This is a genomic window from Halioglobus sp. D3-4 (genome assembly GCF_055809315.1).
Window position 1 is genome coordinate 3,420,540 of the sequence record NZ_CM147907.1, and the last position, 26,649, is coordinate 3,447,188.

Genomic DNA, 26,649 nt, shown 5'->3' on the forward strand with positions numbered 1-26,649 from the left:
TTGATGCACCATAATAGTGCAAGAAGGGTTAGCCGCCAGGCTTTCTGCTCTGCATCCCCCTTCCCACCACCCCCCCTGCCATCGCACCACCCTTCTGGAATAGGGGTTGTAGCGCTGTTGGCATAATGTTTGCGTTACAAGTTTCGTAGCGCCAGAGATCCCTGTCGAAGTGACAGGGGCAAGTACGCAAGCCCAATAGATATCTAGGGTTCCGATCGCAGTGGCATGTCGCTGCCGCGATGACTGGTCCGAGAGTTATCGACCTCCTCTGACAAGGGGGTTACACGGAGGGATAAAAGCCCGGGAGAACGCATAAGCGGGATCTCTCGCGCCCAGCTACTGTGCAACTCTTTGGAGGAGTTTATGAAAATCGCCACAACGCTCAAAAATTTAGTCAAACCGTTTGCCGCAGCTTTGGCAATCACCACATGCAGTCTTTCAGCACAGGCGGCAGAGCCGCTAAAAATAGGTTACAGCGACTGGCCTGGCTGGGTCGCATGGGAAGTCGCCATCGAAAAAGAGTGGTTTGCCGAAGCCGGTGTCGACGTCGAATTCGAGTGGTTTGACTACGTCGCTTCAATGGACGCCTTCGCCGCCGGCAAACTGGACGCAGTGACAATGACCAATGGTGACGCACTGGTAACCGGCTCTACCGGCGCCCAGAGCGTGATGATACTGATCAACGATTTCAGTAACGGCAATGACATGATCGTGGCTAGCCCCGGTATCTCATCCGTAGCGGACCTGAAGGGCAAAACTATCGGTGTAGAGGTGGGTTTTGTCGGCCACCTGCTGCTATTGAATGCGCTGGAATCGGCTGGCTTATCTGAAAGCGATGTAACCCTCGTCAACGTACCGACTAATGAAACACCACAAGTACTGGCCTCGGGTGATGTCGATGCCATCGTCGCCTGGCAACCGAGCTCGGGCCAGGCCCTGACTCAAGTGCCAGGATCGACCGCTGTATACTCGTCCAAGGATGCACCCGGCCTGATCTATGATGTGCTGGCCGTCAGCCCTGCATCGCTGGCCACACGCAAGGCAGACTGGGAGAAAGTCGCCGAGGTCTGGTACAAAGCGGTGGATTACATCTACGGTGAAGAGACGCAAGCTGATGCGCTGTCTATCATGGCTGCCCGTGTTGGCGTTCCCGCCGATCAGTACAAAGCTATTCTGGATGGCACCAAGATCCTCAGCCTGGAAGAAGCACAGGCCGTCATGCAGGCCGGAGAAGGCATGGATTCGATCTATGGTTCCTCCAAAATGTCCGATGACTTCAATGTGAAGTATGAAGTCTACACAGACCCGCAGGCCATCGACTCCTATATCGACCCCTCCATCATTCTGGGTATGTAAGCCACCCCACTGCAGCCCCGCGCGAGCGGGGCATACAGACTGATACTGGATAAGGGTCTAAACATGTCACAATCAACACCGTGGTTTGCTGTGCGTCAGGCGCTGACAAAAAAGCAGGTCACAACACTTACCTTATTGTCATTTTTCTTACCAATACTGCTGTGGTCACTGGTCAGCTATGTGCCATTCCTGTGGCATCCCAAAGTTGAAATTGTGGAGCCCGGCTCCATCACCTGGCTGAAACCGGGCATGCTGGTGGAAAAGTCCGTATTCGCCGAGCAGAAGCAGTTGGCGTTTGAGCAGCAGGCGGCATTGCCAGAGGGCATCGGGGCTAACCCCATCTACCTGCCGGCGCCGCACGAGGTGGCGAGAGCATTTTATACGGCATTCACCACCGAGCCGACCCGCAGCAGCGAACAGTGGCTGCACGAGAGTTTGTGGCACAGCATACAGATAATCTTCTGGGGGTTTACGCTGTCATCACTGATTGGGGTCCCCATCGGCGTACTGTGCGGCACCTATGTCGCTATCTCCAGACTGCAGGAACCGTTCATTGAATTTTTTCGCTATCTGCCCGCGCCTGCGTTCGGCGCACTGGCTGTGGCGATACTGGGCATACACGACGGCCCCAAAATAGCGATCATTTTCATCGGCACGTTCTTCCAGCAGGTGCTGATCATCGCTAACACAACACGCAAACTCGACGTCGCGCTACTGGAAGCGGCGTTGACGCTGGGCGCGAAAAAATTTCAGCTACTGTTCCGGGTAGTGATACCGGGAATACTGCCAGACCTTTATCGCGACCAGAGAATCCTGCTGGGTTGGGCCTGGACCTACCTGATCGTCGCCGAGTTGATCGGCACCAGTTCGGGTATCACCTGGTTTATCACGCAGCAAGCACGCTACAAAAACTTCGACAACGTTTACGCCGCCATCATCATGATCGGCATTATCGGTGTGGTAACAGATATTTTGCTGGCCAAACTGGGTAAGCGTTTATTCCCGTGGGAAAAAGAACAGGTAAAGGCCTGAGCCAATGACCAAGATTGAACTACCCAGTTATCTGGAGCAGAGCGAGGCCGTCAAAGCCCGTTTTGACAAGCTCAAACAGCGCGAAGTGATTCTCGAGGTCAAAAACCTCGGCAAGCAGTTCAACTCTCAGCAGGGGCTGGTGACAGCGCTGAAAGATATCAACTTTAAAACGCACAGGCGTGAATTCGTCTGTGTGATCGGCCCCTCGGGCTGTGGCAAATCGACCCTGATCCGAATCCTCGCTGGTCTGGAGTCGCCGAGTAGCGGCGAGGTTCTGCTGGACAACAAGCCGGTGTTTGAGCCCGGCCCGGATCGCGGCATGGTCTTTCAGGGATACACGCTATTCCCCTGGCTAAACGTTAAAGAGAATGTGATGTTTGGGCTTGAAATGCAGGGCGCCACCAAAGCCACTGCTGAAAGTGAGGCACTGAACTGGATAGAACTGGTGGGCCTGGACAGGTTCGCCGAATCTTATCCCCATCAACTGTCTGGCGGCATGAAACAGCGCGTTGCCATCGCCAGAGCGCTGGCTAACAAACCCCGCATACTGCTGATGGACGAGCCGTTTGGTGCCCTCGATGCACAGACGCGCAGTAAAATGCAGGCAAACCTTATCGAGATCTGGCGCAACATAGATATCACGGTCCTGTTCATCACCCACGATCTGGATGAGGCCATTTACCTGGCAGACCGTATTCTCGTGCTCAAAGCCAACCCGGGCGAGGTAGAGGAACTCATCGAAGTCTCCGTCCCCCGACCAAGACACACCGACCAGCTCATATCACCGGAGTTTCTGGCCACGAAAAAACGGCTGGAAGAACTGATTCATCCCCCCGGAGAAGAGGATGACGCCGACGGCCTGCACATGATTCGTATGGCACATGTTGGCGATGATGTAGAGGTTATGGAATAATGCATTCTCCAATCTTCAAAACCCTCCAGGACGCCCTGGCAGGTGTAGTTCAATCGGGACGGCCCGCGGTGCATAGTGATGCTGTGGTTCTACCTTCCTGAAAATTTTAAAACCAATCTTACCTATTTAAACCCCTTGTCACTGTCGTATCAGCGGGCAGCGCGCTGCGCGTTCGGGCGCGTGCAAAAAAGCTGTAGCGGCATGCAGTGTGCGCAGTGGCAATCCATCCAACATGGCAGTGGAGACACACTATGAAAGATACGATTCACTATCAAGACACAATACCCGGCGGCAGCCACTGGTCAATAGTGATCAAAAAGGGCTTAACCCTGCGGCTGACCGACAAGGAGGGTGGAGCCAACGTCGGCATGTTGTTCTACAACCCCGAAAACCTGCTGGAGCGCTACAACGCACCGGATACATTGAAATGCCAGCACACGTTCAAACTGACGCGCGGCAACTGCCTGTACTCCGATATGGGGCGGGTATTTTGCTCCATTGTCGAGGATACGGCCGGCTGGCACGACACCGTGTGTGGCAATACGACAAAAAACATCGTGATACAGAAGTGGGGGGAGCGGAACTACCATCAGTACCGGAACGACTGGCAACTGAACGGCTACGACTCCTTTCTGGTGGAGGTGGCGAAATACGGTCTGGGCAAGAAAGACCTTGCGGCCAACCTCAACCTGTTCAGCAAGGTCCTTGTGGATGAACACGGTAACCTGACGTTCAGCGACGAAGGTGCCAAAGCGGGCAGTTATATCGATCTGCGCTTCGAAATGGATACCCTGGTAGTGCTGCATACCTGCCCGCATCCGCTGAACCCTGCGCGCGAATACCCGAAGAAACCCGTTAGCTTCCAGATTCGGACAAGTGAACAGCTCACAGACGACGACCCGTGTAAAAACCACTGCGCCGAGAACCAGCGCGGGTTCCAGAATACCGACCTGTACACAATGGGCCGCTCGTGAGCGACAGCCAGCAACTGACTGCGGAGACACACAATGATTAAAGAGAGTGTATTGCAAGCTGAACAAGCGGTGTATCGCGAAGTCGTGCTTGCAGGGGACTACTACCTGCGCCCGATGAAAGAGGGACAGACAATTCGCATACTGGACCTGGAAGGCAACCAGGCGGCAGACACCCTGTTCTACAGCGCCGACGACACCAGTGAGCGCTATAGTGCCATCGATACCATTCGCGAACAGGGCAATATCTACCTGACGGCCGGCAGCGTACTGTACAGCAACGAGAGCAACCCCATGCTGGAAATTGTTGCCGACACCTGCGGGCGTCACGACACCCTCGGTGGTGCCTGCGCAACGGAGTCAAACACCGTGCGCTATGCGCTGGAAAAGCGCTGTATGCATGCCTGCCGTGACTCGTGGTTACTCGCGGTGACCGAGCATGATGAGTTCGGAATGAGTAAACGCGACATCACGCACAACATCAATTTCTTCATGAATGTACCGGTCACACCAGAGGGCGGCTTGACCTTCGCAGACGGCATCAGCGACGCCGGAAAGTATGTGGAGCTGACTGCGCGCATGGATGTCATCGTGCTGATATCCAACTGTCCGCAGCTGAACAACCCGTGCAACGCCTACAATCCCACTCCGATTGAAATACTGATCTGGAACTGATCGCGAACGCACAGGATTCGAATTTTATGTTTAACAAAGTACTCATTGCGAATCGCGGCGCCATCGCCACTCGCATCATCCGCACCCTGCAGCGACTGGGAGTAGAGTCCGTTGCGATTTACAACGAGGCCGACGCGCAGTCGCTGCATGTACAGCGTGCAGACCACGCGATCAGTCTCGGTGTCGGCTCTGCGGCGGACACCTACCTGGATATCGACAAGGTGTTGCAGGCCGCTCGCGACAGCGGTGCCCAGGCGATTCACCCGGGCTATGGCTTCCTCAGTGAGAACACCGAGTTTGTCAGCCGCTGCGAGGCACAGGGGCTGGTGTTTATCGGCCCCACAACACAGCAGATGGAGCTGTTCGGCCTGAAACATCTGGCGCGCGAGGCGGCCGAACGCGCAGGCGTACCGCTGGTGCCCGGTTCGCCGCTGCTTACGACACTCGATGACGCCGTCGCCTGGGCCAGCGATGTCGGCTACCCGGTCATGCTGAAGAGCACAGCCGGAGGCGGTGGTATCGGCATGCAGGTATGCGCTGACGAACACGTACTGCGCTCGGCGTGGGACAGCGTAAAACGTTTGAGCGCCAACTACTTCGCCAATGACGGTGTCTTCCTGGAGAAATTCATCGCCAACGCCCGCCATATTGAAGTTCAGATTTTTGGCGATGGCCAGGGCAAAGCGCTGGCGCTCGGTGAACGCGACTGCTCCGCCCAGCGCCGCAACCAGAAAGTGATAGAGGAAACACCGGCGCCCAATTTGCCCGATGGCGCAAGGCGGGATCTGCACACCACCGCTGAGCGCCTGATGTCCTCAGTCAATTATCGCAATGCCGGTACGGTCGAGTTCATCTACGACGCCGACAGCCAGCAGTTCTATTTTCTGGAAGTGAATACCCGGCTGCAGGTTGAACACGGTGTCAGCGAGGAGGTGTGGGGCGTCGATCTGGTCGACTGGATGCTGCAACAGGCCGCGGGTGAGCTGGCGGACCTGGACACACTTAAATCGACACTGTCACCGCGCGGCCATGCCATTCAGGTTCGCGTCTACGCAGAAGACCCCGCGCTGGATTTTCGGCCCTCGGCAGGGTTGCTGTCACATGTCCACTGGCCTGAGACCGAGGGGCTGCGTATCGATCACTGGATTGAATCGGGGATAGAGGTGCCCGCACTGTTCGACCCGATGCTGGCCAAGGTGATTGTGCACAGCGGCGACCGTGCGGCGGCGCTGGCACAGCTGTCCGAGGCGCTGTCGGGTAGCGAAATTTATGGCATTGAAACAAATCTGGCCTACCTTCAGGCAGTGCTGCACGGCAACGCCTGCCAACGCGGCGAATTGCTAACACGCACGCTGGCCGAATTTAAGTTCTCCTCGAACACGGTGCAAGTACTGGTAGCAGGCACACAGACCACCTTACAGGACTATCCGGGACGGCGCGGCTACTGGCATATCGGCGTACCGCCTTCCGGCCCGATGGACTCACTGTCTTTTCGACTCGCCAATCGCCTGCTGGAAAACAGCGCGGAGGCTGCAGCGCTGGAGATCACCCTGAACGGTCCGGTGCTGCAGTTTAATCGCGACACACATATTGCGCTGACAGGCGCCACAATAGAGGCCAGTCTGGACGGGGAATCGCTGCCTATGTACGCGCCAATCACTGTGAGTGCCGGTCAAGTGCTGAAGCTCGGCCAGGTCAGCGGCAGCGGCGCACGCGCCTATCTCGCAGTAGCCGGCGGCTTTCAGTGTCCCGATTACCTCGGCTCAAAGTCCACATTTACGCTGGGACAGTTTGGCGGACATGTCGGGCGCGCGCTGCGCGTGGCCGATGTCCTGCATATGGCAGATGGCGTGCAACCATCCCCGGCACCCCCGCCAACAGTGCCACGACAACTGCAGCCTGAGATCGGTGAGACCTGGACATTGCGCGTCATCTACGGACCTCATGGCGCACCCGACTTTTTCACCGATGACGATATCAGCACGTTCTTTGATACGGACTGGGAAGTACACTACAACTCAAGTCGCACCGGTGTCCGCCTGAAAGGCCCCAAACCTGTGTGGGCCAGAGAGACTGGTGGCGAAGCGGGCTTGCACCCTTCGAATATCCACGACAATGCCTACGCTTTCGGCACGGTCGATTTTACCGGCGATATGCCGGTTATTCTGGGACCCGATGGCCCTTCACTGGGCGGCTTCGTATGTCCGGCCACGGTCATCTCTGCCGACCTGTGGAAGCTCGGTCAGTTAAAAGCCGGAGCAACCCTGCGCTTTGAGCCGGTGAGTTACGCACAGGCGGTCGCGTTGGAGGCAGAGCAGCTGGCCGACATCGAGCAACTGACAGCGACCACTGCCACTGTCAGTGAATCCTGCGCACCGATATCACCCGTTGTCCACAGCACCACTGTCTCAGGCGACAACGTAGTTTGCAGACTAGCAGGCGATCACTTTTTACTGATCGAACTGGGTCCGCAGGAGCTGGATATCGAACGACGTTTCAAAGTGCATGCACTGATGCTGTGGTTTGAAGAAAACCCCCTGCCCGGCATCTGTGAGCTGACACCGGGTATTCGCTCTCTGCAAGTTCATTACGATTCACAGCAGCTCTCACTGGATGAACTGTTACAACACATTGATCGCGCCGCACTGGCCCTGGTTCACGCCGAAAACATCTCGGTCCCTTCGCGCGTGGTGCACCTGCCGCTGAGCTGGGATGACGAAGCCTGTCGGCTGGCAATTGAGAAGTATATGCAGTCGGTTCGCCCCGATGCCCCCTGGTGCCCGGACAACATCGAGTTCATACGCCGTATCAACGGCCTCGACAACCTGGATGCCGTGAAAGAGATTGTCTTTTCCGCATCTTACCTGGTGATGGGGCTGGGCGATGTGTACCTCGGCGCACCCGTTGCGACGCCACTGGACCCGAGGCATCGACTGGTCACCACCAAATACAACCCGGCCCGTACCTGGACGGCAGAAAATTCAGTGGGTATCGGCGGCGCCTATATGTGCGTCTATGGCATGGAGGGGCCGGGCGGCTACCAGTTTGTCGGGCGAACCCTACAGATGTGGAATCGATATAGACAGACAGACGCCTTCACCCAGCCCTGGTTGCTGCGCTTCTTCGACCAGATACGTTTCTATCCGGTTGATGCGCAAGAGTTACAACAAATCCGGCGTGATTTCCCGCTGGGAAACTACTCCGTAAAAATCGAAGAAACGCAGTTCAACCTCGCTGAATACCAACAGTTTTTGGAGTACAACAACGGCGAGATCACAGGCTTCACTAACGGGCGACAAACCGCGTTCGCCGCAGAGCTCGAGCAATGGAAACGCGACGGGCAGCTGACCTATGAACAGGACGAAAACGCCGCTGGGGAAACGGCCGAAGAAGTGCTGCCCGAGGGCATCGCCACAGTGGACAGCCCGGTATCGGGCAGCGTCTGGAAACTCTTGGTAGAAAAAGGCGAGCGCGTATCCGTTGGCGATACGGTGATGATACTGGAGTCCATGAAAATGGAGATTGAGATCCACGCGACACAGGCCGGCATCGTGGAAAAAATTATCAGGCAACAGGGTCAGCCCGTCACAGCGGGGCAATCCTTGTTGTGGCTAAAGGAGGCGTCAGATGAAAGCCCGGACAAAGGAGAAGCTTAAACAATGAATACCGCGACAAACCCGAGCAAAGTTCACAACCTCAGCCTGCAGGTATTGCAGGCCGCCTATGCCCGTGGCGAGTTTACACCGCGGGAATTGATTGGACAATTATCCGCGCAAGCGCGTCGCCAGTGCGAATACAATGCCTGGATTCACCTGCTGGACGACACCGAACTTGAGCCCTATCTGTCGGCACTGGAAGCACAGGGCTCGCAGAATCTACCACTGTTCGGCGTGCCGTTTGCGATCAAGGACAACATTGATCTCGCCGGTATCCCGACGACTGCCGCCTGCCCCGACTTCGTCTATACACCGACCGAAAGTGCCGCGGTGGTCAGCACACTGATTGCCGCCGGTGCGGTACCGTTGGGAAAAACCAACCTCGATCAGTTTGCCACCGGTCTGGTGGGCACGCGTTCACCCTATGGGGAGGGGAAGAACAGCTTCAATACCGACTACATCTCCGGTGGCAGCAGTGCCGGGTCGGCGATCGCCACCGCACTGGGGCAGGTGAGTTTTGCACTGGGCACCGACACCGCAGGTTCCGGTCGCGTACCCGCAGTACTGAATAACCTGATAGGGCACAAGCCGACCAAAGGTCTGTTGAGTACGCGCGGCGTGGTGCCTGCCTGCCGGACTCTGGACTGCGTCAGCATATTTGCACTGAGCTGTGATGACGCCGCACTGTTGATGGATATTGCGGCCCGTTACGATGCCGAGGATCCCTACGCCAGACCCAATACCTTTTACAACAGGCAGCGCTACTTCGATACGACTGAGGCCGGAAATTTCCGCTTCGGCGTGCCGGCTGAACCGGATTTTCAGAATGACGCCGGCACACAGGCGCTATTTGAAGAGAGTGTGGAACGACTGAAGGCACGCGGTGGCGAAGTTGTCTCCATGGACTTCGAACCCTTTCTGGAAACGGCGCGGTTACTGTATGAAGGGCCGTGGGTAAGCGAACGCGCGCTGGCGACACAGGACGTGGATCGCGCGTCCATGCTACCTGTCATCAATGAGATTATCGCTGGCGCCGAGGGCAAGACCGCCGCAGATGCCTTTGCCGCACAGTACCGGTTGGCAGCACTGAAACGTCACTGCGATGCGCTGCTGGAGGAACTCGACTTTGTCGTCACGCCAACCTGCCCGCGTTTCTACACGCGCGCGGAGATGGCAGAGCAACCCATAGTCAACAACTCCGTGCTCGGCACCTACACCAACTTCGTCAACTTGCTTGATTACAGTGCCACTGCCGTACCCGTTGGCTTCACCGATAAAGGCATCCCGTGGGGGGTAACCCTGTTTTCGGGCGCTTTCGAGGACATCCGCCTGCTGGGCTTTGCCGGCCTGTTACACCACGACTGCCAGTTGCCGCTGGGCGCAACCGGCCATCTGCCACAGCCGGCAATCGGCGGCGCAACCCCTGCAGTAGAAAGACACATCGATGTAGTCGTCTGCGGCGCTCACCTGCAGGGCCAACCGCTGAACTGGCAACTCACTGAACGCGGCGCGAAGTTGCTGTCGAAGACCAGCAGTTCACCACACTATAAACTTTATGCACTGCCCGATGGCAAGCGACCGGCGATGGTGAGAAATCACGCTGATGGCACTGCGATCGAAGTTGAGGTGTGGTCTATGCCGCACAGCAACTTCGGCAGCTTCGTCGCCGGCATCCCGGCACCGCTGGGTATCGGAAAAGTGGAACTGGCCGATGGCTCCTGGCGAAGCGGCTTTATTTGCGATGGCTTCGGACTGGCCGGTGCCAGGGATATCAGCAGCTTCGGCGGCTGGCGCAGCTGGCTGGCTTCACAATAGAGCGGCTGCTCACCTGGCCTCTATTCCCCGCTTTTCCCTCGTTCCCCACGAGCCGGCGGGGTGGTCCACACGATTAAACCTGCTTATTGTTTGTACACTGCCGTGCTTTTACCGGCAGGCTGCGTATGCCACAATCGTCTACGCCCTAATAGTTACTAGTTTGCGATACGCAACACGCGACCTCAATTCAGCCCTCGGAGACACCCATGAGCCAGTGCCCTTTCACCAACCTGCTCGACCCGGACACTTATGAAGGCGGCATGCCTTACGACAAACTCAAAGAAATTCGCGATGCTGGCCCGGTGGTAAAAATTGAAGACCCTATCACGGGTGTGCCCTACTGGGCGGTGACACGCGTCGCTGAAATGGACTATGTGTCCAAGAACCCCAAGTTGTTCTCCTCCAGGGCGCGGACTGCCTTCCCGATGGAATTTCCGCAGGACATGGTCGACGGTATCCACTGCCACACCATCATCAACATGGATCCACCGCTGCACCAGAAAGCGCGCCGTATCGTGCGCAATGCGTTTACGCCCAAGCATGTTGAATCCTATGCACCGAAGTTTCGCGAACACGCCAGGCGTATCATTGATGCGGTTGCCGCAAGGGGCGAGTGCGAGTTCGTAGAGGAAGTGGCGGCGGAACTGCCGCTGATAGCGATTCTGGAACTGCTGGGTGTACCGCTCGAAGACCGCAAGCAGTTTTTCGATTGGACCAATACCATGATTTTTGCCGACGACCCCGACATGGCGATTTCTGAGGGCGAGGGGCAACTGGCATCGCTGGAAGTTGTCCAGTACGCGCTGAACCTTGCGGCGCAGCACCGCAAGACGCCGATGGACAATATCACCGGAGCGTTGCTCGACGGGGAACTGGAGGGAGAACCCCTCTCGGAAGATGTATTTGGCTGGATGTTCATCCTGATACTGGTGGGCGGCAACGAATCCACGCGTACGGTTATCGCACAGGGCATGCGGCTGCTGATGGAGCACCCCGAGCAACTGCAGTACCTGGTGGACAACCCGGATAAAATCGGCAATGCATGTGAGGAGATTCTGCGCTACAACACTGCGTTTATCGCGATGCGTCGCACAGCCATGGAAGACACAGAACTGGGCGGACAGCAGATCAAGAAAGGCGACAAAGTGTTATTGCACTACCACGCTGCCAACCACGACGAGCTTACGTTTGGCGAAGACGCAATGGCGTTTGACGTCAGGCGCGCCGAACGCATGCCGGACCTTTACAACCAGTTGCGCTCGTTCGGGATAGGCCAGCACTTCTGCATCGGCTCCCACCTCGCCCGGCTGGAACTGAATATTATGTTTGAGGAACTGATTCCGCGCCTGCGCAACCCGCGCCTGCAGGGTGAGCCGCGCTTCGTCAGATCCTTCTTCGTCAATGCTGTGAAGGAGTTGCGTATTACATTTGACCCTGAGACCCCTGCCGCAGCGGCAAGTTGAGCGATGCGCAACCCCTGCTCCGCATAAATACCATAGCGGGAAAAGAGCGGTAGATATTTGTCGCCGACTGAACTACTCTTTCGCCTAGCCCTCTATAACAGATAAATTGGAGCTCAAATGATGACGATGAAATCAACGCTGGCAGTACTCTGCCTGTCCTCAATTGCTACCAGCACCGCGCTGGCGGCAGTGACACCTGATCAGGCGGCCAGGCTTGGCAAGGACCTGACCCCGGTGGGCGCAGAAATGGCGGGAAACGCCGATGGCAGCATTCCACCTTGGAACCCTGAAGGCACTCCGGCACCCGAGGAGTTTGTCGCGGGCTCCGACAACTACGTAAACCCCTATGCCGACGAAAAACCGCTGTACACCATCGATGACAGCAACTGGCAGGAGTACGCTGAATTCCTGACGCCGGGCACACAGGCCCTGTTCACGAAATTTGGCAAAGACGGTTTCAAGATTCATGTCTACCCGACGCATCGCGGCACGATTCGACCGGACTGGTACTACGCCAACACCCTGAAAAATGCCACGGGAGCCTCGCTGGTTGCCGACGGCCAGAAAATTGATAACAACTTGCCCGGTGTCCCCTTCCCGATACCGCAGTCCGGCCTGGAAGTAATGTGGAACCACATGATTCGCTACGCCGAAGACATAACACTGGAATCGGATGTGTATTATGTCGGCTCCAACGGCAATCCTGTGCTGTCAACCACAAGCTCCTCTGTATCGGTATTCCCGATGTATCGTGAAGAGAACCGCGATAAGCCGGTTGAAGAAACGCCGTTTACCCTGCTGCGTATCAACTACGAAGCGCCTGCGCGACGTGCCGGTGAGATCCTGTTGGTGCACGAGCCTGGAGCGGACTACACCGAAGGCAAAGGGCGGAAAGCCTGGCAATACCTGGTGGGCCAGCGCCGGGTTCGCCTGGCACCCGCTGTTTCCTTCGACACCCCCAACCCCGGTGTAGCAGGAACGTCCACCTACGATGACGCGTTCATCTATAACGGTTCCCCCGAGCGCTACGACTGGACGCTGGTCGGCAAGAAAGAAATGATTGTCCCTGCATCCAACTACGATATGATTTTCCAGGGCAAGATCGAAGACCTGCTGGGCGAGAAGTTTCTCAACCCGGATAAAATTCGCTGGGAGAAACACCGCGTATGGGTTGTCGATTCAAACCTGAAAGAAGGCAAACGCCACCTCTACAGCAGGCGCACCTTTTATATCGACGAGGATAGCTGGGGCGCAGTTTCGGGCGAAATGTATGACGGCCGAGGAGAACTCTGGAGAGTACAGTACAGCTACGGTGCCAACCTGTACGATCGCGAGTCCAGCTTTGGCTCAATGTACGGCTCTTATGATCTGCTGCAGGACATTTACAACCTGAGCGGCAAACCGCTGCCCGGGAAGTTCCAGAACGGTGTGGATAAGAACGACAAGTACTTCACGTCAGAAGGCATGAAGCGCGGCGGCGTTCGCTAGCAGCTGTAAATCACCGCCTCACTATCGAGGTAAAACAGAAAGGCTGACATTGCGTCAGCCTTTTTTTTCGCCCGGAGTAGTGATAATGCCAGCATGGAGTGTGCGAATTCCCCACGGCCATAACGAACACTATTCTAGACAGGCCCGGTGGCTTTTATCGTAAATTTCAGGTTACTTTCCCAGCAAAAAACGCGAAAATCACTCCCCCCTTTTTTGTACACTCACTGAGGAACCCAAATGTTCAAGATCAACCAGTACTTTGATGGCAATGTCGCCTCAATCGCTTTCCAGACCGCCACCCTTCCCGCAACTGTCGGTGTGATGGCGGTGGGTGAGTACGAGTTCGGCACTAGCCAATTGGAGACCATCACTGTTGTCAGCGGCGCACTCACGGTCAAGCTGCCTGACAGCAGTGAGTGGCAGACCTACACAGCGGGCGAGCGTTTCATTGTCGCCGCCAATGAGAAATTTCAGCTTAAAGTCTCCGAGGAAACCGCTTACCTGTGTACCTATGAATAATCCGGCAAATATCCGGGAGCGGGTTAAGCAACTCAATGCGTTTGCACCCGGGTTTATTAAAATGCTCGGCGGCAAAATTATTGCCATCGAGCCCGAGGTCCCCTCCTGCACCTTTGAATTTGATGTCAGTACCGACTTCTGCCATTCGGTTGATGTGGTGCAGGGTGGTTTCGTTACCGCCATGCTGGATGCGGCGATGAGCCATGCGGTATTTGCAACGCTCGACAATATCGCGAATGTCTCCTCGCTGGAAATCAAGACCAGTTATCTGGAACCCACCCGCGCGGGCTATCAGCGACTCGTGGGCAAGGTCGTCAAAAGCAGCTATAAAACAGCGTTTCTGGAAGGCCATTGCTACAATTCAGACGGCCTTCTAACCGCGACAGCAAGCTCTGTCGCAAAACTCGTGCGAGCGAACTGAACGCATGACAAATCTCAATCCACGCCAGCGCGAGGCGGTTCGCTACATCGACGGCCCGCTGCTGGTGCTGGCCGGTGCTGGCAGCGGCAAAACCAGTGTGATCACCCAGAAAATTGCCTATCTGGTGAATACCTGCGGTATCAATGCCAGCCACGTCGCCGCCGTCACCTTCACCAACAAGGCCGCGCGTGAAATGAAGGAGAGGGTAGGCGCATTGTTACGCGGCGATTCGGCCGAAGGACTTACCGTCAGCACCTTCCATCAGTTGGGACTGAAGATCATTCGAACTGAGCGCAAAGCGCTGGAAATGAAATCAGGGTTTTCCATCTTTGATGGCGAGGACACGCGAACGCTTATCCGCGACCTGCTGATACAGCAACACGGCGCCGACGGGGATATGGCCAATACGATTGCCCAGCGCATCTCCAGTTGGAAGAATGATCGCATACTACCCGAGCAGGCCCTCGCCACAGCAAAAGGCCCGGCAGATATCCTCTGTGCACAGGCCTACGTACGCTACAAGCGCGCACTAAAAGCCTACAACGCACTGGATTTCGATGACCTGATCCTGTTGCCCACTATTTTGTTCGAGCATCACCCGGCGATACTGGAAAAATGGCAGAACCAGATTCACTATCTTCTGGTCGACGAATATCAGGATACCAACTCCAGCCAATACCTGCTGGTCAAACAGCTGATAGGGATGCGCGGCGGCCTGACCGTCGTCGGCGATGACGACCAGTCCATCTATGCCTGGCGTGGCGCCCGGCCCGAGAATCTGGCACAGTTACAGGAGGACTTTCCAGCACTGAACATCGTCAAGCTGGAACAGAACTACCGTTCCACTGCGCGTATCCTCAAGGCGGCAAACACCCTGATCGCAAACAACCCGCACGTCTTCGAGAAGCAGCTGTGGAGCGAGCTGGGCTACGGTGATGCACTTCGTATTCTGCGCTGTAGCGACGAGCAACATGAAGCCGACCAGGTTGTGGCAGAAATCCTCGACCACAAATTGCGCAAGCGCACCCGGTTTGGCGACTATGCCATCCTGTACCGGGGCAACCATCAGTCTCGCCTGATCGAACTGGCATTGCAGCAACAGCAGGTCCCCTATCACCTGAGCGGTGGCACCTCGTTCTTCGCGCGCAATGAAGTAAAAGACATCATGGCCTACCTGCGTCTGGTGATAAACGAGAACGATGACAACGCCTTCCTGCGAATCGCCAACGTACCGCGCCGCAAACTGGGCACCTCGACACTGGAGGCGCTGGGCAATTTCGCACTCGCCAACCGCTGCAGCCTGAACCAGGCCTGCAACCGCATCAGCGTCGAGCAGGTGTCGGAAGGAGGACTGAAACGCCTGCAGGAATTTCGCCGCTGGATGGATGGTGTGCGGCGCAGTTGCGAAGGCGATAACAGCGTGGCCGGCGTGCGCCAGATGATCAGGGATATCGACTACGAAGGCTGGCTGGGCCAACTCAGCTCCAGCGAGGAAGTCGCGGAGCGGCGTATGGGCAACGTCCACTTTCTGGTCGATGGTTTACAGCGCGTGATGGCCAGTGAACAGGTAGGTCTGGACGAAGCCATCGCCCGCCTGGTATTACGCGATCTGCTGGAACAACAGGACGAGGAGGAAAAGGGCCCGGATAGTGTGCAACTGATGACGCTGCACGCATCCAAGGGGCTGGAGTACCCACACGTCTATATCATAGGCATGGAGGAGAACCTGCTGCCGCACCGGGTGAGCATCGAGGAAGACAACATCGAGGAAGAGCGGCGGCTGGCCTATGTGGGCATTACGCGCGCCCAGCAAACCCTGACGATGAGCATGGCGCTGAAACGCCGCCAGTTTGGCGAAACCATCCAGTGTGAACCCAGCCGTTTCATCGCCGAGCTGCCGCAGGATGACCTGCAGTGGCAGGGCGGCGGGCAGGACACCGAGGAAGCCAATATCGAGCGCGGGCAGGAAACCCTGGCGGGGCTTAAGGGCTTGTTTGCCTAGGCTTTATTAGGGACAGATTTGTTTTCCCTATAGGTGGGCCGGTGCTTTCTGGGGCCTCGACCCGGCCGCAAGCTGGGAGGTGCATGAGTAGGACACGCCGTGAACCCATCCATGGGGGCTTGAGCTCGGCGTCCTGCCTTGCACAGTCCTACCCATGCACCTCCCAGCTTTCGTCCTCAGCACTGCGCTAGTTCTCGGAGCAATACCATTCTACTTGGAAGAAAAAAACTAGGTTTTAATGGGCTTTAATCGGGACAGATTTATTTTTCTATTTTTCCTGCCGTCTCGAAGCTGACGCGACTAAACTATCGCCAATCACAAAAGCACTCACACACGCGTGCGATAGCGCCTACTCGCCTCCCGATACCGCAAAGCCGAGCTTGCGTTTCACCCGCTCGCGCAGCGACTGCACGATGGCATAGAAGCCGGGGATAAAGACTGTGCCGACCAGCAGTGCGGCGAGCATGCCGCCAAACACGGTTATGCCGAGAGAGCGCTGCCCGAATGCGCCGGCACCGCTGGCAAAGACCAATGGCAGAATGCCCAGTATAAACGATGCTGCTGTCATGCACACGGCTCTGAAACGCAGGCGACCCGCCTCGCGCGCGGCGACCAGGATATCCACACCCTCTTCCTCACGCTGATGGCGTGCAAACTCGACGATCAGAATGGCATTCTTTGCCGCCATCCCGATCAGCAACACCACCCCGATCTGGGCGTAGAGATTAAGCGCGACTCCGGACATCAACAGTGCTGCTATCGCTCCGCCAATGGCCATTGGTACCACCAGAATGATGGCGATGGGAATGGACCAGCTCTCGTACTGCGCCACCAGAAACAGGTACACGAAGATGAGTGCCAGGGCGTAGGCGTATATTGCGACATTGCCAGCCTCCCGCTCCTGGTAGGCCATGCCTGTCCACTCCATGCGATAGCCTGATGGCACGGTTGTCGCGATGAGGTTCTCGAAGATCTTCATCGACTCACCCGAGCTGTAGCCGGGTGCCACGTTAGCGCGTACGGAAGCAGCGCGAAACATGTTGTATCGCGGCGCCACTTCCGGGCCCAGTACCGGGCGCGTGGTTACCAGTGCATCCAGTGGCACCATCTCCCCGTCTGCCGACTTCAGGAAGAAATGATCCATGTCTGCCAGATCCGAGCGGAACGGCGCCTCTGCCTGCATAATAACCTTGTAGGTCTGGCCGAACTTATTGAAATCATTCACGTACAGCGAGCCCATCTGTGCCTGCAGCGTCAGGAAAATCTCGTCCAGTGACACACCCAGATTCTTTGCTTTGATGCGATCGACATCGATGAAGTACTGCGGCACATTGGCCCGGTAGGTGCTGAAAACACTTTGTAGCCCGGGTGTCTGGTTGCCGTCCACGATGACATCATTCAGCACAGCGGCCAATTCTGCCGGCGGTCGCGACAGCGTGTCCTGCAGCATTAACTCCAGGCCGCCCACGGCGCCCATGCCCGGCACAGCAGGCGGCGCGATGGCATAGACCTGTGCTTCAGGCACCTCCACAAATGCCTGCCCGTTTATCCGCGCGGCTACATTAAATGCGACGTTTTGCGGTGCAGTGCGCTCATCCCATGGTTTGAGAACCACGAACAACGTCGCGCCGTTGCTGCTCATTGCGCCGCTGAGAACAGAAAACCCGGTGATCGCTGTCACCACCTCCACGGCCGGGTCCTCTGCGAGGATAGCGGTAACCTTGTCCACCACGACTTTGGTGCGCGATAGCGAAGAGGCATCAGGCAACTGGATATTCACCAGCAACAAGCCCTTATCCTCGGAAGGCACAAAGCCGGTTGGGGTGTTCATTACGCCAAATGCCAGTGCCCCCATCCACGCGAAGAAAATGACCGCGACGATTAACAGTTTGCGCAGCACCCACTGCACACCGGAATCATACACCCCGGTGACCTTGCCGAAAGCGGCAAGAAATTTCTGATACCACATGGCATCCTTGCGGCCACCCGATTGCAGTAGCAGGCTGCACAATGCCGGGCTCAGTGTCAGTGCATTCACTGACGAAAACACCACCGCAACGCAAATCGTCACGGCAAACTGACGGTACATCTCACCGGTGATGCCAGGCAGCATGGCCACGGGTACAAAAACCGCTAGCAATACCAGCGTGGTGGCGATGATGGCACCACCCACCTCGCGCATGGTGATCAATGTGGCCTCTTTGGCCGACATCGTCGGATCTTCGCGCATGTGACGATCGCAGTTTTCGATCACCAGAATCGCGTCGTCCACCACAATACCGATCGCCAGAATCAGGCCAAACAATGTGACCGTGTTGATCGACATACCCAGCATCTGCAGCACGGTAAAGGTCGCGATGAGGGACACCGGTATCGCCACCGCGGGCACTAGGGTGGCACGCCAGCTGCCCAGAAACAGGAAGGTGATCGCGATGACCAAAGCGACGGCCTGAAAGAGAGAGACGAGGACCTGCTGGACGGCTGTTGAAACATAGCGCGTAGTGTCATAACTGATCACGTATTCCAGGCCTTCGGGAAAATACCGGGACAATTCCTCCACTGTCTTGTCTACGGCAGCACCGGCAGCCAGGGCATTGGCATCGGCGAGAGTATACAGCGCGACATTGACTGCCGGGCTGCCATTGATCTCCCCCGAAAAATTGTATTCCGCCTGCCCCAACTCTACTCTCGCGACATCGCGCAGATAGATGGCGGAGCCGTCATTGCGTGCACGCAATACGATGTTGTTGAACTCCTCAACATCCTGCAGGCGACCCTTGGCCCGCAAGGTGTACTCAGTCTGCAGGGAGCCGTCGAACGGCGGCGCGCCGATTTTGCCAGCCGCCACCTGCACATTCTGCTCCAGCAGTGCGGCGCGTATATCGGCGACAGACAGCCCGAGGTTGGTCATGCGATCCGGGTCCAGCCACAGGCGCATTGAGTAGTCGGCCTCACCGAGTATATCTGCCGCAGATATACCTTCGACCCGCGCGAGGGCACTCTGCACGTTTATCTTCACGTAATTGGAGATGAATTTGTAATCGAGTGAATTGTCGGACGAAGTGAAGCTCACAATTTTGAGCATATCCGGCGAGCGTTCGGCAATGCTCAAACCCATAGCACGCACTTCGGCGGGCAGCGAAGGCTCCGCCAGTTTCACGCGGTTTTGCACCCGAACCAGCGCCATATCCGGATCAGCACCGACTTTGAACGTTACCGTCAACGAGTAGCTACCGTCATTAGCGCTCTTGGAGGACATATAGATCATATCCTCCACGCCGTTCACCGCATCCTCAATCGGCGCGGCGACCGTGGCCTCGACAACTTCGGCGGAAGCACCGGGATATATGCCGCTCACCACAATATTCGGTGGTGAGATATGCGGGTACTCGGTGACAGGGAGCATATAGATCGACAGCCCCCCCGCCAGAGTCATGACAATGGCGATCACCAGCGCAAACTTGGGCCGATTTATGAAAAAAGCGCTGAACATCGCTCAGCCCTGCTGCTCGAGGCCGGGAAGTGATTTGCTTTGCACCACCATTCCCGGCCGCACCTGCTGCAAACCACGCACAATCACCTGATCGCCCTCATCAACACCTTCCATCACCAGCACCTTGTCCTCACGCCGCTCTCCCAGCGTTACATTGTGCCGCACTACTGTGCCGTCGGTGGTTACCACCAGCACGAAGCTGCCCTGCTGATCCGCCTGTACTGCAGACTGTGGAATAAACAATCCCTCCGATAATTCAGTATCGCGTAGAATCACACGCACGTACTGGCCGGGCACCAGTGCTGAATGCGGATTGGGAATGCGCGCCCGCGTCTCCAGCGTACCGGTGGCCTGATCGATACGATTGGCCATGTAATAAATATTGCCGACCTCCGGGTAAGTCGCACCAGTGGTCAGTTCCAGGCTGACCTCAATCCGCTCGATAGATCGCAGATCCCTGTCGTGCTCGAGGTTCTGGCCGATTGCAGCCACATACGTCGCTTCACTCACCTGGAATACGGCGTCGATCGGATCGATACTGACCAGTGTGGTGAGATCACCGGTATTGGGGCCTACCAGATCACCGACGCTGGCTGAACTGCGCCCGATGCGGCCGGTAATAGGTGCGATAATCCTGGTAAACCCGAGGTTCACCTCAGCGCTGGTCACCTGGGCTTGCGCCGCTTCGATGCGTGCGTCCGCATCGCGCTTCAGGGCTTTGAGATTGTCCATCTCGGATTGCGAAATGGCACCCTTGGGCAATAATTCCTTACCGCGCAGATAATTGCCCTGGGCATTGACCTGGTTGGCCTGCGCAGCTGCCAGATCAGCCTTCGCGCTAGCCAGAGCTGCCTCGTATTCAGAGGCATCAATCGTGTACAGCACGTCGCCCGCCTGAACGAGTTCACCCTCGCGAAAATCCCGACTCAGCAGATAACCGGTGACGCGGGCCCGTATCGCCACATCGTCCTGCGCTTGTAAACGGCCAACATGGCGATAAATGGGCTGAAAGGGCTCGCGCACAACGGTGTCGACTACCACCGACAGCGGTGGAGGTGCCGGCACTTCCCCGGAACACGCAAAGAGCAGGGTCATACCGAGAGCCAGTATGGCAATGGGTTTGTTCACAACGGTATCTCCCGATTTACATATTGTTGCCTGACCCGACAGATACTAACAGGGTATGCCGCCTGTGTGTGCCTAAGATGCGGGCGCACATGACACAACAAAAAAAGGCCGCAGCGCCGATGCACTGCGGCCTCGCTGTACTGCATGGCAGTTACTGGCTGTTGACCACCATATAATCAACTGCGGCGTGAACCTCCTCATCGGAACAGCTCATACAACCGCCTTTCGCCATCATGCCAGTACCTGGAACACCTTCCACGCCGCTGACATAGAGCACATCAGTACCCTTGGCAATACGATCCGCCCAGGCAACGGCATCGCCGACTTTGGGAGCGCCTGCAGCACCGGTGCTGTGGCAGGCCATACAGGCGGCGTTGTAAACCTCCTCACCGCTGCGCGGCCCAGCGGGGGCGGCGGCTACTGCGGGCGCGCCGCAGGAGTTATCCCCTTCCAGACAGGGCTCGCCCACGGGCTTGATCCGCTCTTCTATGGCGGCGCGCTGGGCATCCGTCAGGTCCGCGGCAAACGCGCCTGCGGCCAGTAGAATCGCCATAAAACTGATAGCTACACGATTAATCACAATACAATCCTCTCTTTGGTAAGGCGCGCATTATAGCCGCTTATTGCGTGTCGGGAAAACGTAGGTGACGAAACTATTGCCCGGCGCAGAAAAGCACGACACACTGGCAGGTTGACTTACTGGCAGCGCTTACGCTGGCCGCGCGCAATAAATTTGTCCTGCACAAGGAATGAAAATCATGAAACTGTACACCTTCGACCCAGCGCCTAACCCCCGACGTCTCGCATTGTTTTTGCAGCTCAAAGGCATTGAAATCGACACACAGCAAGTGGATATGATGGCTGCTGAGCAGCTTTCTGACACCTACAGAAAGATCAATCCCGCCTGCAGCGTCCCCGCACTGGTACTGGACGACGGCACCCTGCTCACGGAAGTCGTCGGCATGTACGCCTATCTGGACGAACTATACCCCGAGCCACCCCTGATGGGCTCCACGGCCACCGAGCGAGCGCTGGTGATCAGTTGGTCTCACAAACTGTTCTGCGGCCTGATGATGGCGATCGCCAGCGTACTGCGCAATCGCGGCAAATCCTTTGTCAACCGCGCCCTGCCCGGTCCGCTGGATACGCCGCAAATCCCGGAAATGGTGGAGCGCGGCCTGTTACAGATCGGGCATATCCTGCCGGAGCTGGACGCACACCTCGCCGCTACACCCTGGGTAGCGGGTGACAACTTCAGCGTCGCCGATATCGACCTACTGGTGGCTATTGATTTCCTGTCATGGATCAAACAGGCGGTGCCGCAGGAGTGTACTCACCTGCTGGACTGGTACCAGCGCGCCAACGCACATCTGGGCTGAATTTGATGCCGCAACCGCGCACCCGTTGCGCTATAACGGAGGATTCTGATCGAGGAATCCGTGTATGCAGCAGCGGCTGGCCACCCCGCTCTTACCCGACCCGGTTGCACGGTTCCTGTGCTGTCTGGTCCTCGCGCTGGTGCCGTCCTGCCACAGCGATGGGCCAGACTCGCCTTTCAAACGCTATCTAAATCAACTGGATCTCGCCCTGCCGGGTGCAGTGGCCGCTGCTGTGCCCGCACTGACAGCGCCGCTGCCGGCACCAGGTAAGTGGCAAGTGCCTATTGCCCCCAGCAGGATCGAGGGTTTGGACACCAGCCGACTGAGCGGCTGCGCCGTACAGGCCAATATTCGAAAACGCCAGACTGCCCTCGCCCATTTCGCCAAACCCTCGCAGCGACTGATTATGGCACTGGAATTCCTGCATCTGGTACCGAACTGCATCCGGCAGTTGCGGGCCGACAGCGGTCACACGCTGGCGGACAGGCTAGAAGCCGCGAGGCGGGCAATACAGGCACAACTGCCACAGCTGATTTCCAACGCCACACTGGGCAGCGAAGAGTACACGGCCTTCTGGCTTGCAACGCCAGCGGTCAGTGACTATCCACGCAGCGATGCCGGTGTAGCAATATCGGCACTCGAGGGCATCAACCGCCTGACCCAGCGCTGGCTCAACGGCGATTACCGTGTGCAAAATCTCGAGTTGGAACTGTTGTTGGGCGCCGTGGCCGGGGGCGAGGGCGGTCAAGCGCTGGCGAGATGGTCCCGCCAGATCGACTGGCTGACGGCCACAGATCGGCCCATCGCGCAAGCGTTGGCAACAACTGCTTCGTGCAGCGCAAGTCAGCGCGAGGCGCCGTCCCTCAGACGTATCGCGCTGGCACGCAGTTACTTTATCGACGTAATACAACCGCTGGCCACCCATGCCAATTCGCACTACCGGAGAGTGACAGCACCGATCGAGGCATTGGAAAAACAACTGGCGGGAGCGCTTGCACCACAATATCGCAGTTGGCTCGCGCACAGAAACCACTACACGGCGGCACTTGCCGACAGACCGGCTCAGCATCTAAACCAGCTGAGAAAGCTATTGCAAAATCGACAAGCTTGCGAAGTGCCGCCGTGACCGTCACCCAATAGCAAGTCGTGCCCCCGCGCCTGAAATTGGCTACACTGCACACACTCACCACCATGGGCTGTCACAGCTGAAGGAGATTTCATGAAACATCCAGGTTCTACCGCACTGCGCACAGCCAGATTCACTTTCCTCGCCGCGCTCGTCGGCATTTTCCTCTCAGCCTGCGTCAGCGGCCCTCCCACGCCGACCATAGACTACAAAGCGGACTATGACTTTCAGGCTGTGAAAACGATCGCGTTTTACGATGATTCCGGGCAGGTGCTGGGTGACAACCCTTTGCAGCTCAGCGATATGCAGCGTGACCGCATCGACGATGCGCTGGCATTTGCGCTGAGAAACAAGGGTTTTGAGATCGTCAAAGACACCAGCAAGGCCGATCTGCTGGTGAGCTGGAGCCTGTTTACCCAGGACAAGACCAGCGTACAGACCTGGAATACGCCCGGCGTGGGCTATGCCGGCTACTACGGCCGTTACAACCGCTACGCCGGTTACAATTGCTGGAGTTGTATGGGAGGGACTGAGGTGACGGTCAGCAACTATACCGAGGGCACCTTTATCGTCGACATGATCGACCCCAAGCTGAAGAAGTCGGTCTGGCGCAGCGTCATCCACTCACGCATGAAAGGCAATCACAGGCAGGACCAGGACAAATACAACGCGACAGCCACTGCGATTTTTGCGTCCTTCCCGCCCTGAGTTGCCTGACGTCGCCGTTCGCATAACATAATCACAACCAGCCCCGGGGAGGATACCCTAATGCGATACTCCACATACCCTGCATCTCCCGACGCTGCAGTGCGTGTCGGAAAAACACAGCACGCAGCCAGCTACGGCCTCGCCGTCCTCCTGTGCTGCATGATCAGCGCCTGCAGCGACAGTAACAGCCCGTCGGGTGAGGGCAGTGCATCAGTGCTTTCGGGCGAGTTTGTCGCGCTGAGCTACAACGTTGCAGGATTGCCCGAGCCAATATCGAGTTCCAGCCCTCTGGCGAACACTCCCCTGATCAGCCCTCTGCTGAATGATTACGACCTGGTGCTTACCCAAGAGGATTGGGAGACTCCAGACCCCAACCCGATTGCTCCACTGCGCGTATATCACGAATTACTCAAGGCCGATGCGATGCACCCTTACCAGTCTGTCCCGGCTCCGTTACCGCTGGGTAATGACCCCTCCCGACCCGGTGCCCTCGTCAGTGATGGACTCAACCGGTTCTCGCAGTTTCCCTTTGGCGCAATTACCCGGCAGGCGTGGAGCGGATGCGATAATAATTCCGGCGATTGCCTGGCCTTCAAGGGCTTCAGCGTAGCTCGCACAGAGCTCACTCCCGGTGTTTGCGTCGACGTATACAACGTGCACGGTGAAGCGGGAAATAAAGAGGGTGACATCGCGCTGAAGGCAATCAACACGCAGGATCTGGTGGCGTTTATCGCGATGTACTCGGATGGCCGGGCAATCATTCTCGGGGGCGATTTCAATATGCGCCTCAGTCGCAGTCACGACGCCGCCAACCTGGACTTCCTGACAACGCAAACCGGACTCAGCGACGCCTGTATTGCTCAGGGCGTGATCGATGAGGAGGCTATCGACAAGTTCTTCTTCCGCTCCAATGACATGCTGACGCTGCTGCCTGGCTATTGTCAGTTTGAAACCGCCAAATTTATCACTCCCACCGCAGAACCACTGAGTGATCATGACCCTCTGGCGGTTGCTTTCAGTTGGAGCGGCAGCCCCGATACGAGTATCGAGTGCCTATAGCCAACAAGGGAGAAAAGCCCGGCTGATACCGGGCTCTTCCATACGCTTCTACAATCGCAGTATCAGGACTGCTTGCGGCGCATCTGCCCCAGGCCCAGTCCTCCTAAGGCCAGCAGGCCAAATGTGCCAGGCACGGGGACTTCATCAATAGCTTCCACCAGAACGGATTTCAGCACTTATATACCAGCGTGATCCACGTATACTCTGCAATAGCTTACGCAGGTGCAGACCGATAAACCGCAGACAGTACCGGTCTTCTGCACAGCCCCTCGTACACAAGGAGCAGCTCTATGGAATTCGGATTTGCGCCAGTGCAATCCCAGCCCGACTTCAACGCTATGCGCGCCCAGTCAACGCTGGCCGAAGCCCTTGGCTTTCAAACTCTCTGGACGCATGAACACCACTCACAGCGAATGATGTACCCCGATCCGCTGATGGCACTGGCTGCCCTGGCACCGGTGACCAGTAAAATTCGTCTGGGCACCAATATGTTGTTGCTGCCCATTCATCACCCTCTCCGTGTTGCCCAAGAGGCAGCAATGCTGGATGTGCTGTGTGATGGCAGGCTGTGTCTGGGCATTGCCAATGGCTATTCCGAACGCGACATGCGCGCCTTCGGCATGCAGGGAAAACACCGCGGGAGACAGCTCGAAGAGGGCCTTACGCTGATCCGGCGGCTATGGCATGGGGAGCGAGTCACGCAGCGCAGCGGCAACTTTGACCTACAGGACTTCGAGCTCTTTCCGCTGCCACTGCAACGCCCGAATCCACCCATCTATGTAGGCGGTCATGCTGCAGCGGCGATCGACCGGGCGGCGCGGCTGGGCGATGAATACCTGATCAGTACCACGCAGAAGCTTGCTGAGGTGAGCGCTCTGGTAGGTGCCTACCACGAGGCCCTCGCAGCGCACGACAAGGCTCCACGCAAGCCTGCGCTGAATCGGATTGTCTGCGTGGTCGCCAACGCAGCGCAGAGAAAGGAAGCCGAGAACTTTTACGCGCGAGCACTGCTGGCGCTCTACGACGCCTGGGGACACGAGAGTGTCACCTCTCTGGACAAGTCTGATCGCGAGCTGCGGGTCCTCTGCGATGATCACTTCATTATCGGCGAACCACAGCAGTGTATCGATCAGATACGCCGCTATGAAGCGATAGGTATCGGGCACATCGCCTGCCTGATGAATTTCGGTGGCCCCGATCTGGCAGTGGTAGATCGTTCCATGCGCTTGTTTGGCGAGAAGGTTCTGCCCTCTTTCTGAGCCCCCTATGGCGAGCCCGGCTCCCAGGCATCACCGAGACGACTCGCTATACGCCACAACACTCCCCGAACCGCACCCACCAATATGACACAGCGGGATCGATCTTTATTTTCAGCCGCTTTTCGATTTGAAAGCGCCGCGTGAAGTGGTATAAAAAAGCGCATCGATCACACACGGCTATTTGCG

The 26,649-nt window shown here is 57.1% G+C and carries 21 protein-coding genes and 1 riboswitch; of the genes, 17 read left to right on the top strand and 4 right to left on the bottom strand.

All coding sequences use genetic code 11. The features are described 5' to 3' along the window. Positions 1–192: 192 nt before the first annotated feature. Positions 193–309, top strand: a riboswitch (guanidine-I (ykkC/yxkD leader). A 54-nt stretch (positions 310–363) separates the two neighbouring features. From AC0L6S_RS14865 to rep, 12 genes are all read left to right on the top strand, one after another. Continuing rightward, a complete protein-coding gene (locus AC0L6S_RS14865; protein ID WP_473424863.1) occupies positions 364–1,356 on the top strand; it encodes an ABC transporter substrate-binding protein in 993 nt (330 codons plus the stop codon). A gap of 63 nt (positions 1,357–1,419) precedes the next feature. Beyond that, a complete protein-coding gene (locus AC0L6S_RS14870) occupies positions 1,420–2,388 on the top strand; it encodes an ABC transporter permease (protein WP_473424864.1) in 969 nt (322 codons plus the stop codon). A gap of 4 nt (positions 2,389–2,392) precedes the next feature. Next, positions 2,393–3,301: an ABC transporter ATP-binding protein gene (locus AC0L6S_RS14875; RefSeq protein ID WP_473424867.1), complete on the top strand. Its 909-nt coding sequence runs from the start codon at positions 2,393–2,395 to the stop codon at positions 3,299–3,301. A gap of 251 nt (positions 3,302–3,552) precedes the next feature. Beyond that, positions 3,553–4,275, top strand: a complete 723-nt coding sequence (locus AC0L6S_RS14880; protein ID WP_473424869.1) for an urea amidolyase associated protein UAAP1 — start codon at positions 3,553–3,555, stop codon at positions 4,273–4,275. 33 nt (positions 4,276–4,308) lie between these two features. Then, complete coding sequence (locus AC0L6S_RS14885) at positions 4,309–4,947, top strand: urea amidolyase associated protein UAAP2 (RefSeq protein WP_473424871.1); 639 nt, start codon at positions 4,309–4,311, stop codon at positions 4,945–4,947. 26 nt (positions 4,948–4,973) lie between these two features. Continuing rightward, positions 4,974–8,603, top strand: coding sequence for an urea carboxylase (gene uca / locus AC0L6S_RS14890; protein ID WP_473424875.1), 3,630 nt, complete (start codon positions 4,974–4,976; stop codon positions 8,601–8,603). A 3-nt stretch (positions 8,604–8,606) separates the two neighbouring features. Next, positions 8,607–10,418, top strand: coding sequence for an allophanate hydrolase (atzF, locus tag AC0L6S_RS14895; protein WP_473424877.1), 1,812 nt, complete (start codon positions 8,607–8,609; stop codon positions 10,416–10,418). Positions 10,419–10,624: 206 nt separating this feature from the next. Beyond that, on the top strand, positions 10,625–11,881 hold the full coding sequence (locus AC0L6S_RS14900) for a cytochrome P450 (protein ID WP_473424880.1): 1,257 nt from the start codon (positions 10,625–10,627) through the stop codon (positions 11,879–11,881). A gap of 117 nt (positions 11,882–11,998) precedes the next feature. Continuing rightward, positions 11,999–13,369, top strand: coding sequence for a DUF1329 domain-containing protein (locus AC0L6S_RS14905; protein ID WP_473424883.1), 1,371 nt, complete (start codon positions 11,999–12,001; stop codon positions 13,367–13,369). 237 nt (positions 13,370–13,606) lie between these two features. Further along, a complete protein-coding gene (gene ppnP / locus AC0L6S_RS14910) occupies positions 13,607–13,888 on the top strand; it encodes a pyrimidine/purine nucleoside phosphorylase (RefSeq protein ID WP_473424886.1) in 282 nt (93 codons plus the stop codon). After that, positions 13,881–14,309 (top strand): PaaI family thioesterase, encoded by a 429-nt coding sequence (locus AC0L6S_RS14915; protein ID WP_473424887.1) that lies wholly within the window; start codon positions 13,881–13,883, stop codon positions 14,307–14,309. Before ppnP ends, AC0L6S_RS14915 begins: the two co-directional genes overlap by 8 nt. A gap of 4 nt (positions 14,310–14,313) precedes the next feature. Continuing rightward, complete coding sequence (gene rep, locus AC0L6S_RS14920) at positions 14,314–16,311, top strand: DNA helicase Rep (protein WP_473424891.1); 1,998 nt, start codon at positions 14,314–14,316, stop codon at positions 16,309–16,311. A 349-nt stretch (positions 16,312–16,660) separates the two neighbouring features. On the opposite strand, the gene AC0L6S_RS14925 is transcribed toward rep, so the two are convergent. The 3 genes from AC0L6S_RS14925 to AC0L6S_RS14935 form a co-directional block, all read right to left on the bottom strand. After that, complete coding sequence (locus tag AC0L6S_RS14925; protein ID WP_473424893.1) at positions 16,661–19,804, bottom strand: efflux RND transporter permease subunit; 3,144 nt, start codon at positions 19,802–19,804, stop codon at positions 16,661–16,663. A gap of 3 nt (positions 19,805–19,807) precedes the next feature. Then, positions 19,808–20,932, bottom strand: coding sequence for an efflux RND transporter periplasmic adaptor subunit (locus tag AC0L6S_RS14930; protein WP_473424894.1), 1,125 nt, complete (start codon positions 20,930–20,932; stop codon positions 19,808–19,810). Positions 20,933–21,083: 151 nt separating this feature from the next. Then, positions 21,084–21,512, bottom strand: a complete 429-nt coding sequence (locus tag AC0L6S_RS14935) for a c-type cytochrome (RefSeq protein ID WP_473424895.1) — start codon at positions 21,510–21,512, stop codon at positions 21,084–21,086. Positions 21,513–21,690: 178 nt separating this feature from the next. Between AC0L6S_RS14935 and AC0L6S_RS14940 the strand changes: the two genes are divergently transcribed. The 4 genes from AC0L6S_RS14940 to AC0L6S_RS14955 all read left to right on the top strand — a co-directional run bounded on the left by AC0L6S_RS14940 (position 21,691) and on the right by AC0L6S_RS14955 (position 25,204). Continuing rightward, on the top strand, positions 21,691–22,311 hold the full coding sequence (locus AC0L6S_RS14940; RefSeq protein WP_473424896.1) for a glutathione S-transferase family protein: 621 nt from the start codon (positions 21,691–21,693) through the stop codon (positions 22,309–22,311). Between the two features lie 64 nt (positions 22,312–22,375). After that, positions 22,376–23,437, top strand: a complete 1,062-nt coding sequence (locus AC0L6S_RS14945; protein ID WP_473424897.1) for a DUF3080 family protein — start codon at positions 22,376–22,378, stop codon at positions 23,435–23,437. Between the two features lie 93 nt (positions 23,438–23,530). Next, complete coding sequence (locus AC0L6S_RS14950; protein ID WP_473424898.1) at positions 23,531–24,145, top strand: DUF4136 domain-containing protein; 615 nt, start codon at positions 23,531–23,533, stop codon at positions 24,143–24,145. A gap of 60 nt (positions 24,146–24,205) precedes the next feature. After that, on the top strand, positions 24,206–25,204 hold the full coding sequence (locus tag AC0L6S_RS14955; RefSeq protein WP_473424900.1) for an endonuclease/exonuclease/phosphatase family protein: 999 nt from the start codon (positions 24,206–24,208) through the stop codon (positions 25,202–25,204). 62 nt (positions 25,205–25,266) lie between these two features. Here AC0L6S_RS14955 and AC0L6S_RS14960 read toward each other — a convergent pair whose 3' ends face one another. After that, positions 25,267–25,380, bottom strand: a complete 114-nt coding sequence (locus tag AC0L6S_RS14960; RefSeq protein ID WP_473424901.1) for a PEP-CTERM sorting domain-containing protein — start codon at positions 25,378–25,380, stop codon at positions 25,267–25,269. A 114-nt stretch (positions 25,381–25,494) separates the two neighbouring features. Between AC0L6S_RS14960 and AC0L6S_RS14965 the strand changes: the two genes are divergently transcribed. Continuing rightward, positions 25,495–26,463: an LLM class flavin-dependent oxidoreductase gene (locus tag AC0L6S_RS14965; RefSeq protein ID WP_473424902.1), complete on the top strand. Its 969-nt coding sequence runs from the start codon at positions 25,495–25,497 to the stop codon at positions 26,461–26,463. Positions 26,464–26,649: the final 186 nt, after the last annotated feature.